This window comes from Actinosynnema sp. NPDC050436 (genome assembly GCF_040655415.1).
Taxonomy (GTDB): domain Bacteria; phylum Actinomycetota; class Actinomycetes; order Mycobacteriales; family Pseudonocardiaceae; genus Actinosynnema.
On sequence record NZ_JBFAJV010000017.1, the window covers coordinates 1 to 15,009 of the forward strand.

The following is a 15,009-nucleotide window of genomic DNA, read 5'->3' on the forward strand; positions in this document are numbered from 1 at the left end:
AGGAGATGCGCAACGACCTGCACAGCGTCCCGCTGTTCCAGCTCACCGACTTCGCCGCCAGCACGGCGGACATCTCGCCGATTTCCTACATCGGCGTGGGTGGTGGCGTGACCTGGAACCTGTACGCCTGGCAGATCAAGAAGTAAGTCGAGCTGCCACCAGCTCGCGACGCCAAACTGATTGAATCGACCGGGGGGCCGGTGCCACAAGCACCGGCCCCCCGGACGGTGTCCGCGTCGGGTAGGCTGGCCCGCTTGACGGCGGGGGCGCCTAGGGAGACTAGAGACTTGTCATGTTCCGTTACATAATCCGGCGGTTGTTGATCTCGATTCCGCTGCTGATCGTCGCTTCATTCCTCTGCTTCGGGCTCGTCAACGCCATGGGTGACCCCCTGGGCGAGTGGAAGCTGCAGAAGCCCCGCACCCAGGCGGAGATCACCGCCGCCTACGAGCGGACCGGCTACAACAAGCCGTTCTTCGAGCGCTACGCCAACTGGGCGGGCGACTTCGTGACCGGCGACTGGGGCGAGTCGGTCGTTCCCGGCAACGCGGGCAAGCCGGTCAAGGAAGAGCTGATCACGGCCTTCGGCATCACCCTGCGGCTGATCTTGATCGCGGAGATCGTCGCGCTGGTGCTCGGTATGGCCGTGGGCGTCATCGGCGCGGTCAGACAGTATTCGATATTCGACTACACGGCGACGGGCATAGCCTTCGCGATGTTCTCCATGCCGCTGTTCTGCGTGGCGCTCATCATCAAGGCGGGCGGCATCAAGTTCAACGACTGGCTGGAGTCGATCGGCGCGGGCCGCTGGTTGACCATGGCCGGTCCGCCCGGTGACGGGTTCAAGGGCAACATCGGCGAGCAGATCTACCAGTACTCCGGCGCGTTCATCCTCCCGACGATCTGTCTGGTGGCCATTCAGTTCGCGCTGTACAGCCGCTTCCAGCGGGCCTCGATGCTGGACACCCTCAACGCCGACTACGTGCGCACCGCACAGGCGAAGGGCGTCTCCGAGGGCCGCGCGATCTTCCGCCACGCGTTCCGCAACGCGCTCATCCCGATCGTCACGGTGTCCTCGCTGAACATCGGTGCCCAGTTCGGTGGTGCGGTCATCACCGAAACGGTCTTCGGCTGGTCGGGAATGGGCAAGTTCCTGATCGAGGCCATCACGAAGATCGAGCCCTACCAGGTGCTCGGATTCATGATGGTGACCGCCGTGTTCATCATCGTGTTCAACCTGATCGCGGACATCATGTACGCGGTCCTGGACCCGAGGATCCGCCTTGACTGAGATGGGTTCCCCCGTGGCGCAGGCACCCGCGCCCACCTCGGGCGAGGCGAGCCAGTTCGACAGCACCGCCGCCCGCAAGCAGTCCACCGTCATCCTGCGCCGGTTCCTCCGGCACAAGGCCGCCGTGTTCGGGCTGGTGCTGTTCGTCATCCTCGCGCTGTTCGCGTTCCTCGGCGGCGCGATCTGGAAGTACTCCTACACGGACCTGAGCTTCAAGCGGTACCTGCCGCCCAGCCTGGACCACCCCTTCGGCACCGACCGGCTCGGCGGCGACATGGTCGCCCAGCTCATCCGGGGCACCCAGTTCTCCCTCCAGATCGCCCTCGTGGTGGCCGTGCTGTCCACCGTGATCGGCGTGGTGCTCGGCGCGCTGGCCGGCTACCTCAAGGGCTGGGTCGACACCGTCATCAGCCGGTTCATCGACCTGCTGCTGGTCATCCCCAGCCTGGTCATCGCGGCCGTGCTGGTGCGCAACAGCTTCGTCGTCTCGGTGGCCGGCAACGGCGGCTCGTCCAACTGGATGATCGTGGCCCTCTACCTGGGCCTCATCGGCTGGCTGTCGATCGCCCGCGTCATCCGGGGCATGGTGCTCTCGCTGCGCGAGAAGGAGTTCGTGGAGGCCGCCCGCGCGCTGGGCGCGTCCACGTTCCGGATCGTGTTCCGGCACATCCTGCCCAACACCGTCGACGTCATCATCGTCAACGCGACGCTGGCCATCGCCCAGGCGGTGCTGCTGGAGGCCGCGCTGTCGTTCATCGGCCTCGGCGTCCAGTCCCCGGACACCTCGCTCGGCCTCATGATCAGCCAGAACAAGAACGAGCTCACGCTGCACCCGTGGCTGTTCCTGGCCACGTTCGTGTTCATCGTGCTGATCTCGCTGTCGGTCAACTTCATCGGCGACGGTCTTCGGGACGCCTTCGACCCGAGGCAGAAGAGGGTGAAGGCATGAGTGGGGTGGATGTCATGAACGAACCCGAGTCCGCCACCGAGCGCGGGGGCAGCGACAAGCTGATCAAGGTCGAGAACCTGTCGGTGGACTTCCCCACCGACGACGGCGTGGTGCACGCGGTGCGCGACGTGTCGTTCTCGCTCGGCAAGGGCGAGGTCCTCGGCATCGTCGGCGAGTCCGGCTCCGGCAAGTCCGTGTCGTCGATGGCGATCATGGGCCTGCTGCCCAAGACCGCCCAGATCGGCGGCTCGATCCGGTTCAAGGGCCGCGAGCTGGTGGGCCTGAGCTACAAGCAGATGCAGCCGGTGCGCGGCAACGGCATCTCGATGATCTTCCAGGACCCGATGACCTCGCTGAACCCCGTGTACACGGTGGGGTGGCAGCTCGCCGAGGCGTACCTGGCGCACCACGACGTGTCGAAGAAGGCGGCGTTCGCCAAGGCCGTCGAATCGCTCGAACTGGTCGGCATCCCGCAGCCGGACCGCCGTGCGGCGCAGTACCCGCACGAGTTCTCCGGCGGTATGCGGCAGCGCGCGATGATCGCCATGGCGATCATCAACGACCCGGACGTGATCATCGCGGACGAGCCGACCACGGCGCTGGACGTGACCGTGCAGGCGCAGATCCTGGACACGCTGCTGCGCATCCGGGACGAGACGAGCGCGGGCATCATGATCATCACCCACGACCTCGGCGTCGTGGCGGGCATGGTGGACCGCGTGCAGGTCATGTACGGCGGCACGGTGGTCGAGCAGGGCGGCGTGGACGAGGTCTTCGAAGCCCAGCGGATGCCCTACACCGTGGGCCTGCTCGGGTCGATCCCGAACCCGCAGCTGCTGGGCAAGCGGCTCACCCCGATCAAGGGTGCGCCTCCCTCGCTGATGAACCTGCCGAAGGGCTGTTCGTTCTCGCCCCGGTGCCCGCTCGTCGTCGACGAGTGCCGCGAGACCGAGCCGCTGCTGCTGGAGACCGACCGGCACGGCCACTTCGCGCGCTGCCACCGCTCGGCGCACCTCGCCACCATCGAGCACCCGCAGCGGCTGTTCGCGACCGAGGAGATCGGCGTGGTCGAGAACCCCGCGTCGCTCACCATGGCCAACCCGGACATCCCCGTCGCCGAGGACCTCGGCGCCGTGGAGGCGCGGCTGCACGAAGAGGAGAACCGGACCTCATGACCACCACCACACAGACCGGCCCCCGGGCCGGCGGTACCCCGGCCGGGGACGGCGGCGCACCGCTGCTGGAGGTCAAGGACCTGGTCAAGTCCTTCCCGGTGCGCGGCGGCGGCATCATCCCGCGCACGGTCGGCCAGGTGCAGGCGGTGTCCGGCGTCACGTTCGACCTGCGGGCCGGCGAGACGCTCGGCCTGGTCGGCGAGTCCGGTTGCGGCAAGTCCACGACCGGCCGCGCCATCCTCCAGCTGCACAAGCCGACGTCCGGCTCGGTGAAGTTCCAGGGCAAGGAGCTGACCAAGCTCGGCGGCAAGAGCCTGCGCGGCGTGCGCCGGGACATGCAGATCGTGTTCCAGGACCCGTACGCCTCGCTCAACCCGCGCTGGCAGATCAACGAGCTGATCTCCGAGCCGTTCAAGATCCACGGCACGGAGGACGGCCAGGACGTCCAGCACCGGGTGAACGAGCTGATGGAGCTCGTGGGCCTCAACCCCGAGCACCGCAACCGGTACGCCCACGAGTTCTCCGGCGGCCAGCGGCAGCGCATCGGCATCGCCCGCGCGCTGGCGCTGAACCCGAAGCTCATCGTGCTCGACGAGCCGGTGTCCGCGCTGGACGTCTCGGTGCAGGCGGGCGTGGTCAACCTGCTCGAAGAGCTCCAGGAGCGGTTGGGCCTGGCCTACCTGTTCGTGGCGCACGACCTGTCCGTGGTGCGGCACATCTCCGACCGGGTCGCCGTGATGTACCTCGGCAAGATCATCGAACTCGGTGAGCGCGAGGACATCTACGCCCGGCCGATGCACCCGTACACGCAGGCGCTGCTGTCCGCCGTGCCGGTGCCCGACCCCAAGCTGGAGCGCCGCCGCCAGCGGATCGTGCTCACCGGCGACGTGCCGTCCCCGGTGAACCCGCCCTCGGGCTGCCGCTTCCGCACGCGCTGCTGGAAGGCGCAGGACATCTGCGCCGTCGAGGAGCCGAAGCTGGAGGCGCGCGGCGACGGCCTGGGCACGCTGTCGGCGTGCCACTTCGCCGAGGTCCGCTCCCTGGTCGGCTGACCGGGTCGTGCCGACACGTCGGGGTCACCGCTTTCGCGGTGGCCCCGACGTCGTTGTCGGACCAGGTCTCTACGCTGATCCGGTGACGCTGACTGCTCCACCACGGCTGCTGCTGGTACACGCACACCCCGACGACGAGAGCCTGTGGACGGGCGGCACCATCGCCCGCTACGCGGCGAACGGGGTGCACGTCACCGTGGTCACCTGCACCCTCGGCGAGGAGGGCGAGATCATCCCGCCCGCACTGAGCGAACTGGCCGCCGGCGCGGCCGACCAGCTGGGCGGCTACCGGGTCGCCGAGCTGAGGTCCGCGTGCGCCGCGCTGGGCGTGACCGACCACCGCTTCCTGGGCGGCATCGGCCGCTGGCGCGACTCGGGGATGGCCGGCGTGCCCGCGAACGACCACCCGCGCGCCTTCTCCCGGGGCTCGCTCGACGAGCAGGCCGCCGAGCTGTCCGCCATCATCGCGTCGGTGAGGCCACAGGTCGTCGTCACCTACGACGCGTTCGGCGGGTACGGCCACCCGGACCACATCCGGGCGCACGAGATCACCACGGCGGCGGCCGGCGACGTGGACCGGGTGTTCCACGCGGTCACCTCCCGGTCGGCCACCGACCGGGGCGCGGCGGAACTGGCGACCTGGGACGACCTGCCGTGGCGGCTGCCCGAGCCCGGCGAGCTGCCGGTCACCGACGACGACGGGATCACCACCGCCGTCGACGTGTCCGAGCACCTGGTCGCCAAGCTGCGGGCGCTGCGCGCGCACTCGACCCAGGTCAGCGTGTGGCAGGACGGCCCCCGCGCGGCGTACGCCCTGTCCAACGGCATCGCCCAGCCCGTCGTGCCGGCCGAGTACTACGTGCTCGCGCGGGGCTCGGCGGACGGGGCGGAAGCGGACCTGTTCGGGGGGTTGGATTGAGGCGGCGGGTGGCCATCGGCGTCCTGATGGTCGAGGCGTTCGTGCTGGCGGTGCTGGAGCTGTTCTACCTGCCGCTGCGCCTCGACGGGACGCTGTTGCCCAAGGTCGCCGACTACCAGTTCCCGGTGACGATCCTGCTCGCCGTCGTCACCACCCCGCTGCTGGTCGTGCTGGCCTCCCGGTACGCGGACGGCGCGCTCGCCGCCGCCGCGCCGCTGCTGGTGTGGTTCGGCACGCTGCTGTACTTCGGCCTGTTCGGGCCGACCGGGAGCACGGTGCTGCTCGGCGACTGGCGGACGCTGCTGCTGTTCGCGGGCGGCGCACTGCCGGGCGCGATGGCGCTGGGCGCGTTCCTGGGGAGGGCGGCCCGTGCCGGCGATCACTGACCGGGACGTGGTCCGGGCGCTGCGGCCGTTCGTGCGGGCGACCGGGCCGCTGCTGGACACCCTCCGCGAGGCCAACCTGCTGGGCCTGCGCGACCGCTCGGCGGAGCACGGCGCGGACCGGCAGCTCGTGGAACGGCTGTGGGACCAGCTCGCCAAGGTGAAGGTGCCCGGGACCGCCGCGTGGGCCGGGATGTCGGTCGAGCAGCGCGACACCTGGTGGCTCAACCGGGTGGGGCGGCTGCTGTCGCTGCTCGCGGCGCTGCCGGGCGTCGGCGGCGCCCTGGCCGACCGGTTGCCGATCCAGTCGGCGCTGGGCGCGGCCGGGCAGGGCCTGCTGCTGTCGGCGATGGCGGGCGAGCACGGGCACACGACCACCGAGGCCCGGGTGCGGCTGCTGGCGCACGTGCTGTTCCAGCGCGAGGTGGACGGCCTGCCGGTGGACGCGCGGGCGGAGGACGAGGACACCGAGCAGCTGACCGCGGAGCTGGGGCACCGCTCGACCCTGCGCGCGATCGGCCGCACGGTGTGGAAGCTGGCGAAGGTGCTGTGGAGCCTGGAGGACGAGCTGGACAAGCGCCCCCACGGCCGCTTCTACCACCAGGCGCTGGGGATGCTGCCGGTGGTCGGCGTGGTGGGCGACTACCTGGGGGAGCGCTCGGCCCTGCGCCGCGTGCGGACGGCGGCCTACGAGTGGTTCGCCTCCCAACCACCACCGACGCCGAAACCCGCACTGCACCCACCGACCGAACCAACCCCGTCCACCGAGCAGGGCACGTCCGCTGTCCCTGAACCGCCGACCGACTCCGAACCACCCGCCGAGTAGCGCCCGCACCCCGACCCACCCCCTCCGACCTGACCGCATCCGCCCGCCCCCGGGGCCTCTACCCACTACATGCCGTCAGGTGCTCGGTGGGTTGTCGCGGGTTTCGGGTTCCCACCATGCGGACGCCCGGACCCCCGGAACGTCCACGCCGGCGGGCTTCGGGGTGGCGAAGGATCCCGGTCGACCGGTCGGCACCACGGGCTCCGCACCGCCCGACGAGCCCCCGCCGACCCGGCCTCCGACGACCGCGACCGCCTCCTCCGAGGGCGACCACACGGCCCCGTGCGCGGTCGGCGCAACGCCGGAACGGGCCGCGAGAACACCCACCCGCATCGCCCCCAGCGCACCGGTTGTCCGGCGGAAACCGTGGTCAGGGCGCTGTGTGCACCTCCGGGCGAACCGCCGCCGGCACGCGGCCACCGCCCGCCGCACGCACGTCCCGCGACGCCGGCCGGACGCCTGCGAAGGACGGCTCCGACCCGCCGCCCCGATCCGCCCCGGCATCGTCCTCCGCCCTGGTGGGCGACGTCCTGTGAGGTGGAGCACGGAGCGGATAAGGCAAGCCTGACCGGTGGACAATCGGACTCGCCGCGTACTCTCCGGCTTGCGCGGTGTGGACCAGGACAAGAGCAGGAGAGCAGCAGTGACCTATGTGATCGCCCAGCCGTGCGTGGACGTGCTCGACAAGGCGTGCATCGAAGAGTGCCCCGTCGACTGCATCTACGAAGGCGACCGGATGCTCTACATCCACCCGGATGAGTGCGTCGACTGCGGTGCTTGTGAGCCGGTGTGCCCCGTCGAGGCCATCTACTACGAGGACGACGTCCCGGACGAGTGGAAGGAGTACACGAAGGCGAACGTGGACTTCTTCGACGAGCTCGGCTCCCCGGGCGGCGCGTCCAAGGTGGGCAAGGTCAGCGCGGACCCGGCCTTCGTGAAGGCTCTCCCGCCGCAGGCGTCGCACGAGTGACCAAGCGGCTCCCGGACTTCCCCTGGGACGCACTGGCCGACCACGCCGCCACGGCGCGCGCGCACCCCGGTGGCGTGGTCGACCTGTCCGTGGGCACGCCGGTCGACCCGGTGCCGGAGGTCGTCCAGGCCGCCCTGTCGTCGGTCGCCGCCGAACCGGGCTACCCGACCACGCACGGCACGCCGGCACTCCGCGAGGCAGTCGTCGGCGCGCTGGCCCGGCGGCACGGCGTGCACGGGCTCGACCCGGCGGCCGTGCTGCCGACCATCGGCTCCAAGGAGCTGGTCGCCTGGCTGCCCACCCTCCTCGGCCTCGGCCCCGGCGACGTGGTGGCGATCCCGGCCCTGGCCTACCCGACCTACGAGGTCGGCGCGCGGCTGGCCGGCGCGACCGTGGCACGGCTGGCGGACGGTGAACCGCCGCCCGACGGCACCAGGCTGGTGTGGCTGAACTCGCCGTCGAACCCGACCGGCCGGGTCCAGTCGGCGCGGGAGCTGGCGCAGGCCGTGGCGGACGCCCGCGCGGTCGGCGCGGTGGTCGCGTCGGACGAGTGCTACCTCGCGCTGCCGTGGGAGGCGTCGCCGGTCTCCGTGCTGCGCGACGAGGTGCGCGGCGGCTCGCTGGACGGGCTGCTCGCGGTGCACTCGCTGTCCAAGTCGTCCAGCCTCGCCGGGTACCGCGCCGGGTTCGTCACCGGCGACCCGAAGCTGGTGGCGGCGCTGCTGGAGGTGCGCAAGCACGCCGGGATGATCGTGCCCCGGCCGGTGCAGGCGGCGATCACGGCGGCGTTGGGCGACGACGAGCACGTGGCGGCCCAGCGGGACCGCTACGGGCGTCGGCGGGAGCTGCTGCTGCCCGCGCTGAAGGCCGCCGGCTTCGCGGTCGACCACTCCGAGGCCGGGCTCTACCTGTGGTCGACCCGGGACGAGGACGCCTGGGACACGGTGGGGTGGCTCGCCGAGCGCGGCATCCTCGCCGCTCCGGGCACGTTCTACGGGCCCGCCGGCGACCGGCACGTGCGGATCGCGCTGACGGCCGCGGACGAGCGGGTCGCCACCGCCGTCGAGCGCCTCGCCTGACACCGGGCGGGGCGGACCCCGCCCGGCGCGGGCGTCAGTCGTTCGAGTGCAGCGCGGCGTTCAGCTCCACGCCGGTGCCCTTGCGGGCCTTCACCTTGATCACGCCGGTGGTCGAGTCGCGGAGGAACAGCAGGTTCGGCACGCCCGACAGGGTCGCCGCCTTCACGGTCGTGCCGTCCTCGGCGGTCACCTTGGTGCCCGCCGTGACGTAGAGCCCGGCCTCCACCACGGTGTCGTCGCCCAGCGAGATGCCCACGCCGCCGTTCGCGCCGACCAGGCAGCGCTCTCCGATGGAGATGACCTGCTTGCCGCCGCCGGACAGGGTGCCCATCACCGACGCGCCGCCGCCGATGTCCGAGCCGTCGCCCACGACCACGCCGGCCGAGATGCGGCCCTCCACCATGGACGCGCCGAGCGTCCCGGCGTTGAAGTTCACGAAGCCCTCGTGCATCACCGTCGTGCCGGCCGCCAGGTGCGCGCCCAGCCGCACCCGGTCCGCGTCGGCGATCCGGACGCCGCCGGGAACCACGTAGTCCACCATCCGGGGGAACTTGTCCACCCCGTAGACGGTCACCGGGCCGCGTGCGCGCAGGTTCGCGCGGGTCTCCTCGAAGCCCTCCACGGCGCACGGGCCGTGGTTGGTCCACACGACGTTGTTCAGCAGGCCGAACACGCCGTCCAGGCTCAGCCCGTGCGGGCGGACCAGCCGGGACGACAGCAGGTGCAGGCGCAGGTAGACGTCGTAGGTGTCGGCGGGCGGGGTGTCGAGCGCGGCGATGCCCACCCGGACGCCCACCACCTCGACGTCGCGGTCGGCGTCGGTGCCGAGCTGCCGGGCGGCGGCCTCGCCCAGCTCGGCCGCGACCTCGGCGGCGGACAGGCGGACCGTGCCCGCCTCCGCGTCGCCCAGCCGGGGCGACGGGAACCAGGTGTCCAGCACGGCTCCGGTGGAGGTGACGGTGGCGAGGCCGACGCCGTACGCGCCGGTGGGGTTTGCGGTGCTCACGGGTCTGAACGGTAACGTGCCGGGCGTGGCCGACACCTTGCACCTCGCCTCCGACCCCGTCGAGCTGACCGCCGCGCTGGTCGACGTGCCCAGCGTCTCCGGCGACGAGGCCGAACTCGCCGACCTGGTGGAGCGCTCGCTGCGCGCCCAGACCGGGCTGGAGGTGGTCCGGTCCGGCAACTCGGTGCTCGCCCGCACGAACCTCGGGCTGCCCGGCCGGGTGATCCTCGCCGGGCACCTGGACACCGTGCCGGTCAACGACAACCTGCCCTCCCGGCTGGTCGACGGGGTGCTGCACGGCCTCGGCACGTGCGACATGAAGGGCGGTGACGCGGTGATGCTGAACCTCGCCGCGACCGTCGACCGCCCCCGGCGCGACCTGACCTTCGTGTTCTACGACTGCGAGGAGGTCGAGGCGTCCCGCAACGGCCTGGGCCGGATCGAGCGGGAGCTGCGCCCCTGGCTGGACGCGGACCTGGCGATCGTGTGCGAGCCGTCGAACGCCGCCGTCGAGGCGGGCTGCCAGGGCACCATGCGGGTCGAGCTGCGGACGTCCGGCGTGCGGGCGCACACCGCGCGCGGCTGGATGGGCGTGAACGCGATCCACGCGGTCGGCGAGGCCCTGCGCAAGCTGGAGTCCTACGAGGCGCGGACCGTGGACATCGACGGCTGCGTCTACCGCGAGGGCCTCCAGGCGGTGCGGATCGCGGGCGGTGTCGCCGGGAACGTCGTACCGGACGAGTGCGTGCTCGCGGTCAACCACCGGTTCGCGCCGGACCGCACGCCGGAGCAGGCCGAGCAGCACCTGCGCGAGGTGTTCGAGGGCTACGAGCTGACCGTCACCGACTTCGCCGCCGGCGCGCTGCCGGGACTGGGCGCGGACGCCGCGCGGGAGCTGCTGCGGGCCGCCGGCGGCACCCCGGTGGGCAAGCTGGGCTGGACCGACGTGGCCCGGTTCGCCGCGCTCGGGATGCCGGCGGTGAACTTCGGGCCGGGCGACCCGACGCTGGCGCACACGCAGCAGGAGAACGTCCCGGTGAACCAGATCCGACAGTGCCGCGAAGTGTTGCACCGCTTCCTCAACGAGGACTGATCGCGGGGATAGACTCGCGCCAATGAGCGACCAGAACGGCGTCGACGAGCACCCCAAGGAGAAGCAGCGCGGACCTGTCGTCCTGCGCCGAGGTCGCCGCGAGGAGCTGACCACGACCGACCAGCGCCTGCTCGACTCGCGCGGCCCGACGGACTGGGTGCACACCGACCCCTGGCGGGTGCTGCGCATCCAGGCGGAGTTCGTCGAGGGCTTCGGCGCGCTGGCCGAGGTGCCCAGCGCGGTCACCGTGTTCGGCTCCGCCCGCACCGGCCGCGACCACCCCGAGTACGAGGTGGGGCGCAAGCTCGGCGGCGCGCTGGCCGAGGCCGGGTTCGCGGTGATCACCGGCGGCGGGCCGGGCGCGATGGAGGCGGTCAACCGGGGCTGCTCCGAGGCGGGCGGCTTCTCCGTGGGGCTGGGCATCGAGCTGCCGTTCGAGCAGGGCCTGAACCCGTGGGTCGACCTCGGCGTGAACTTCCGCTACTTCTTCGTCCGCAAGACCATGTTCATCAAGTACTCGCAGGCGTTCATCTGCCTGCCCGGCGGGTTCGGCACCCTGGACGAGCTGTTCGAGGCGCTGACCCTGGTGCAGACCAAGAAGGTCACCAAGTTCCCGGTGGTGCTGTTCGGCAAGGACTACTGGCAGGGCCTGTACGACTGGGTCAAGGACTCGGTGATGACCGGCGGCAAGGTCGGGGACAAGGACCTCTCGCTGCTGCACCTGACCGACGACATCGACGACGCCGTGCGGGTGGTCCAGGAGGCGCACCAGGCGTGGGCGGACGCGCATTGACCGCCGTCACCGTCTACTGCGGATCGCGGCGCGGCGTCCCGGAGTCCTACCTGGAGCTGGCGGCCGAGGTCGGCGGGGAGATCGCCCGGCGGGGCTGGGAGCTGGTGTGGGGCGGCGGTCGGACGTCGATGATGGGCGCGGTCGCCGAGGCCGCGCGCAAGGGCGGGGCGCGCACCACGGGCGTCATCCCGCACGCCCTGGTGGACCGGGAGTGGGCCGACGAGGACGCGGACGACCTGCTGCGCGTGGAGACCATGCGGGACCGCAAGGCGCTGATGGAGGCGCACGGGGACGCGTTCCTGGCGCTGCCGGGCGGCATCGGCACGGCCGAGGAGCTGTTCGAGGTGTGGACGGCGCGGGTGCTGGCGATGCACGCCAAGCCCGTCGTGCTGCTGGACGTGGACGGTCACTACGCGGGGCTGCTGACGTGGTTGGCGGAGCTGCGCGACCGCGGGTTCGTCTCGCAGTTCGCGCTGGACCTGCTGGTGGTGACCGACGACGTGGGCGCGGCGCTGGACGCCTGCGCCGGCTGAGCCGGGTGGTCGGGCGGCCCGGCTCCGCGCCGCCCGATCCCACATCGGCGTCCCGCGCCGGTCAGCCGAGGCGGTAGTCCAGGGTGATCAACTCGTGCTCCATCCTCACCTCACCGGTGAGGCCGGCCAGCTCGCCGGTGCCCGAGCCGGGGACGACCGCGCCGTAGTTCTGCTGGCCGGCGGGCGAGACGATCCCGGCGTGCTGGAACACGAACGTGCCCGCGCGGCCCTCCAGCAGGCCCTCGAACTTCTCGACGGCGACGTAGCCGGCCGAGCCCTCCGCCGGTTGGCAGGTGGTGAGCTCGGCCGTGCTCGTGCCCTCCATGGGCCCGGTGTAGGTCTTGTCGACCAGGACGTGGCCGAACTCGGACCCGGCGCGGTCCGCGTCGTCCCAGCGGGTGATGGTGAACTTCGATTCCATGCGGGGAGCCTCGCACGGGAACCTGCCGGCTGCTGTCAGCTTTGCGGGACCTCCAGCCGGGAGTCACCCCCGAAGGTGACGGTGGAGCCCAAGGTGCTCTTCCCGCCGTAGCGCAGGTCGACGGTGTCCACGACCAGCACCAACCGGTTGCCGGCCGCCACGTCCCACAGGGTCGGCTCCAGGTCGAGGTCCAGCGCGCGGGTGCCGGTGCCGGTCAGCGTGACCGGCTTGTGCGTGACCAGGGCGCCGAGGCCGAGCGGGTCCACCTCGTAGAGGTAGGCGAACAGGCTGGTCCGGGCAGCGGTCGTGGTGACGGTGAGGTGCGCGCGGGGCGTGCCGGCGACGGTCGTGCGGCTCCGCTGCGCGGGCCCGCGCCACACGGCCGCCGCGCTCCGGTCGACCAGCGGTGTGGCGACGGCGGTCGGGATCGCCAGGAAGCCCTGCAACGCGCCGGACACCAGGACCGCGCCGCTCTCCGCGACGGTCGGCCACCCGGTGCCGATGCGGGTGCCGGCCAGGGCGACGGTGTCGGTCCGGCGGGTCACCGCCGGCCAGGACGCGTACGGCCGCCAGGTGCCGCCGTTGTTCGGCTTGAGCTGCACGGGTGCCTCGCGGTCGATGCCGTTGTCGACGCCCTTGAGGTGGTGGTCGAACCAGCGGCCGACCGAGTTCCAGATCTCGTTGGGCAGGCCGGCCGCGCCGAACACCTCGGCGGTGGCGTGGTCGCCGGGGGAGAGCATCAGCCGCTTGGGGCCGGTCAGCCGCTGGAAGAAGTCCGTCACCTGACCGGGTGGGAAGAGGCCGTCGTTCCAGGCGTTGCCGATCAGCACGGCGGCCTTGACCGCGTCGACGTTCGTGACGGGGGAGCGCGGCGGCGAGATCGGCAGCACGTCGGCGAACCGGTCCTGCCGGTAGGCGGACTCGGCGTCGCGGAGCACCGGGCCGGGCCGGCCGGTGAGCCGGCCGAGGGCGAGCAGCAGCTCCACGGCCTGCGTGCTGACGGTCTCGTTCGGGTACAGCGAGCGGGCCAGGTCGGTCCACGTGCTCAGCGCGGCGACGGCCTTGACCCGGGGGTCGGCGGCGGCGGCGAGCAGCGACTGCCCGGCACCGTAGGAGATGCCGCCGACGCCGACCCTCGTGGCGTCGCCGGCCGCGTGCGCGATGCCCCAGTCGATCACCCGGCTCACGTCGGCGACGGTGTCCGGGCCCGCCACGTCGACCTCGCCGGCCGAGTCGTGGAAGCCCCGGCTGGTGTAGCTGATCACCGAGTAGCCGGACCGGTAGGCGAGGTCGGCCGCCGCGCCGACGTACTCGATGTCGCTCACCCCCCAGCTCGACGGCAGCACGAGCAGCGGGAACGGCCCGCTGCCCCGCCCGGTCGGCTCGACCACGAACGCCCGCAGCGGCGTGCCGCCCTGGCCGGGGATGGTCTCGTAGGAGACGGTGAAACCGGGTGCGGCCTGGGCCGGCGGGGCCAGGACCAGGGCCGTCACGGCGGTGAGCAGCAGGATGAGCGTCCGGCGCACGCGATCCTCCTCGGAGATCGTGATTCGGATCACGGTGGAATGGTGCCGAGGAGTAAAGCAGATACCTACTGCGGAGTAGCAACGGCTCGTGGCGCAGTTCACCCGATCGTGGACGTGGCACGATGAGGGCCATGCGGTTCGGCGAGCGTGACGTGCCCCGGGATCGGGCCCTGGTGATGGCGATCGTCAACCGGACGCGGGACTCCTTCTACGACCGGGGAGCCACATTCGACGACGCCGCCGCGATGGCCGCCGTCGACCGGGTGGTCGCCGAGGGCGCCGACATCGTGGACATCGGCGGCGTGAAGGCCGGGTCCAAGGGCGAGCCGGTCGACGCGGCCGAGGAGGCACGCCGGGTGGTGCCGTTCGTGGCCGCCGTCCGCGAGCGCCACCCATCCCTGGTGATCAGCGTCGACACCTGGCGGCACGAGGTCGGGCGCGCGGCGTGCGAGGCCGGGGCCGACCTGATCAACGACACCTGGGCGGGCGCGGACCCGGCGCTCGCCGAGGTCGCCGCCGAGTTCGGCGTCGGCATCGTCTGCTCGCACACCGGGGGGCTGCCGCCGCGCACCGACCCGCACCGGGTGCGGTACGACGACGTGGTCGCGGCGGTGGCGGCCGAGCTGGTGGCGCGGGCGGAGCGGATGGTCGCCCTGGGCGTGCCGCGCGAGGGCGTGCTGATCGACCCGACCCACGACTTCGGCAAGAACACCTGGCACGGCCTGGAGCTGCTGCGCCGGCTGACCGAGCTGGTCGACACCGGGTGGCCGGTGCTGATGGCGCTGTCCAACAAGGACTTCGTCGGCGAGACCCTGGGCGCGGACCTGGACGACCGGGTGGACGGCACCCTCGCCGCGACGTCCGTGGCGGCGTGGCTGGGCGCGAAGGTGTTCCGGGCGCACCAGGTCCGGCGGACCCGCCAGGTGGTGGAGATGGTGGCGAGCGTCGCCGGCACCCGCCCGCCCGCGAAGGTCCTGCGCGCCCTGGCCTGAC

General features: G+C 71.9%; 16 protein-coding genes. 13 read left to right on the forward strand and 3 right to left on the reverse strand.

The genetic code is table 11. The features are described 5' to 3' along the window. Positions 1-292 precede the first annotated feature (292 nt). The 9 genes from AB0I60_RS31125 (at position 293) to dapC (ending at position 8,644) form a co-directional block, all read left to right on the forward strand. Positions 293-1,291, forward strand: coding sequence for an ABC transporter permease (locus tag AB0I60_RS31125; RefSeq protein WP_360736029.1), 999 nt, complete (start codon positions 293-295; stop codon positions 1,289-1,291). Position 1,292: 1 nt separating this feature from the next. Beyond that, positions 1,293-2,240 carry an ABC transporter permease gene (locus tag AB0I60_RS31130; protein WP_360736346.1) on the forward strand — a complete coding sequence of 316 codons (948 nt, stop codon included), beginning with the start codon at positions 1,293-1,295 and terminating at the stop codon, positions 2,238-2,240. 14 nt (positions 2,241-2,254) lie between these two features. Beyond that, a complete protein-coding gene (locus AB0I60_RS31135) occupies positions 2,255-3,415 on the forward strand; it encodes an ABC transporter ATP-binding protein (RefSeq protein ID WP_360736031.1) in 1,161 nt (386 codons plus the stop codon). Beyond that, the gene (locus AB0I60_RS31140) at positions 3,412-4,467 is read left to right on the forward strand and encodes a dipeptide ABC transporter ATP-binding protein (protein ID WP_360736033.1); all 1,056 of its coding nucleotides are present in this window, start codon (positions 3,412-3,414) and stop codon (positions 4,465-4,467) included. The genes AB0I60_RS31135 and AB0I60_RS31140 overlap by 4 nt, the downstream gene beginning before the upstream one ends. Positions 4,468-4,549: 82 nt before the next feature. Continuing rightward, positions 4,550-5,386 (forward strand): N-acetyl-1-D-myo-inositol-2-amino-2-deoxy-alpha-D-glucopyranoside deacetylase, encoded by an 837-nt coding sequence (gene mshB, locus AB0I60_RS31145; protein WP_360736036.1) that lies wholly within the window; start codon positions 4,550-4,552, stop codon positions 5,384-5,386. Between the two features lie 26 nt (positions 5,387-5,412). Continuing rightward, a complete protein-coding gene (locus AB0I60_RS31150; RefSeq protein ID WP_360736349.1) occupies positions 5,413-5,772 on the forward strand; it encodes a hypothetical protein in 360 nt (119 codons plus the stop codon). Then, the gene (locus tag AB0I60_RS31155) at positions 5,756-6,595 is read left to right on the forward strand and encodes a hypothetical protein (RefSeq protein WP_360736039.1); all 840 of its coding nucleotides are present in this window, start codon (positions 5,756-5,758) and stop codon (positions 6,593-6,595) included. The genes AB0I60_RS31150 and AB0I60_RS31155 overlap by 17 nt, the downstream gene beginning before the upstream one ends. Positions 6,596-7,238: 643 nt before the next feature. Further along, entirely contained in the window at positions 7,239-7,565 is a 327-nt protein-coding gene (fdxA, locus tag AB0I60_RS31160) for a ferredoxin (RefSeq protein ID WP_033430540.1), read from the forward strand. Continuing rightward, positions 7,562-8,644, forward strand: coding sequence for a succinyldiaminopimelate transaminase (dapC, locus tag AB0I60_RS31165; protein ID WP_360736041.1), 1,083 nt, complete (start codon positions 7,562-7,564; stop codon positions 8,642-8,644). Before fdxA ends, dapC begins: the two co-directional genes overlap by 4 nt. Before the next feature lie 34 nt (positions 8,645-8,678). On the opposite strand, the gene dapD is transcribed toward dapC, so the two are convergent. Continuing rightward, the gene (dapD, locus tag AB0I60_RS31170) at positions 8,679-9,650 is read right to left on the reverse strand and encodes a 2,3,4,5-tetrahydropyridine-2,6-dicarboxylate N-succinyltransferase (RefSeq protein ID WP_360736043.1); all 972 of its coding nucleotides are present in this window, start codon (positions 9,648-9,650) and stop codon (positions 8,679-8,681) included. A gap of 25 nt (positions 9,651-9,675) precedes the next feature. Between dapD and dapE the strand changes: the two genes are divergently transcribed. The 3 genes from dapE to AB0I60_RS31185 are packed head-to-tail and all read left to right on the forward strand — an operon-like array spanning position 9,676 to position 12,069. After that, the gene (dapE, locus tag AB0I60_RS31175; RefSeq protein ID WP_360736046.1) at positions 9,676-10,743 is read left to right on the forward strand and encodes a succinyl-diaminopimelate desuccinylase; all 1,068 of its coding nucleotides are present in this window, start codon (positions 9,676-9,678) and stop codon (positions 10,741-10,743) included. 22 nt (positions 10,744-10,765) lie between these two features. Beyond that, the gene (locus tag AB0I60_RS31180) at positions 10,766-11,536 is read left to right on the forward strand and encodes a TIGR00730 family Rossman fold protein (protein ID WP_360736049.1); all 771 of its coding nucleotides are present in this window, start codon (positions 10,766-10,768) and stop codon (positions 11,534-11,536) included. Then, a complete protein-coding gene (locus AB0I60_RS31185; RefSeq protein WP_360736052.1) occupies positions 11,518-12,069 on the forward strand; it encodes a TIGR00730 family Rossman fold protein in 552 nt (183 codons plus the stop codon). The genes AB0I60_RS31180 and AB0I60_RS31185 overlap by 19 nt, the downstream gene beginning before the upstream one ends. 61 nt (positions 12,070-12,130) lie before the next feature. On the opposite strand, the gene AB0I60_RS31190 is transcribed toward AB0I60_RS31185, so the two are convergent. Beyond that, entirely contained in the window at positions 12,131-12,490 is a 360-nt protein-coding gene (locus AB0I60_RS31190; RefSeq protein ID WP_360736055.1) for a DUF3224 domain-containing protein, read from the reverse strand. 35 nt (positions 12,491-12,525) lie between these two features. Continuing rightward, a complete protein-coding gene (locus AB0I60_RS31195) occupies positions 12,526-14,049 on the reverse strand; it encodes a CocE/NonD family hydrolase (protein WP_360736057.1) in 1,524 nt (507 codons plus the stop codon). 89 nt (positions 14,050-14,138) lie between these two features. On the opposite strand from AB0I60_RS31195, the gene folP reads away from it, so the two are divergent. After that, positions 14,139-15,008, forward strand: a complete 870-nt coding sequence (gene folP, locus AB0I60_RS31200) for a dihydropteroate synthase (protein WP_360736060.1) — start codon at positions 14,139-14,141, stop codon at positions 15,006-15,008. The last annotated feature ends 1 nt before the right edge of the window (position 15,009 follow it).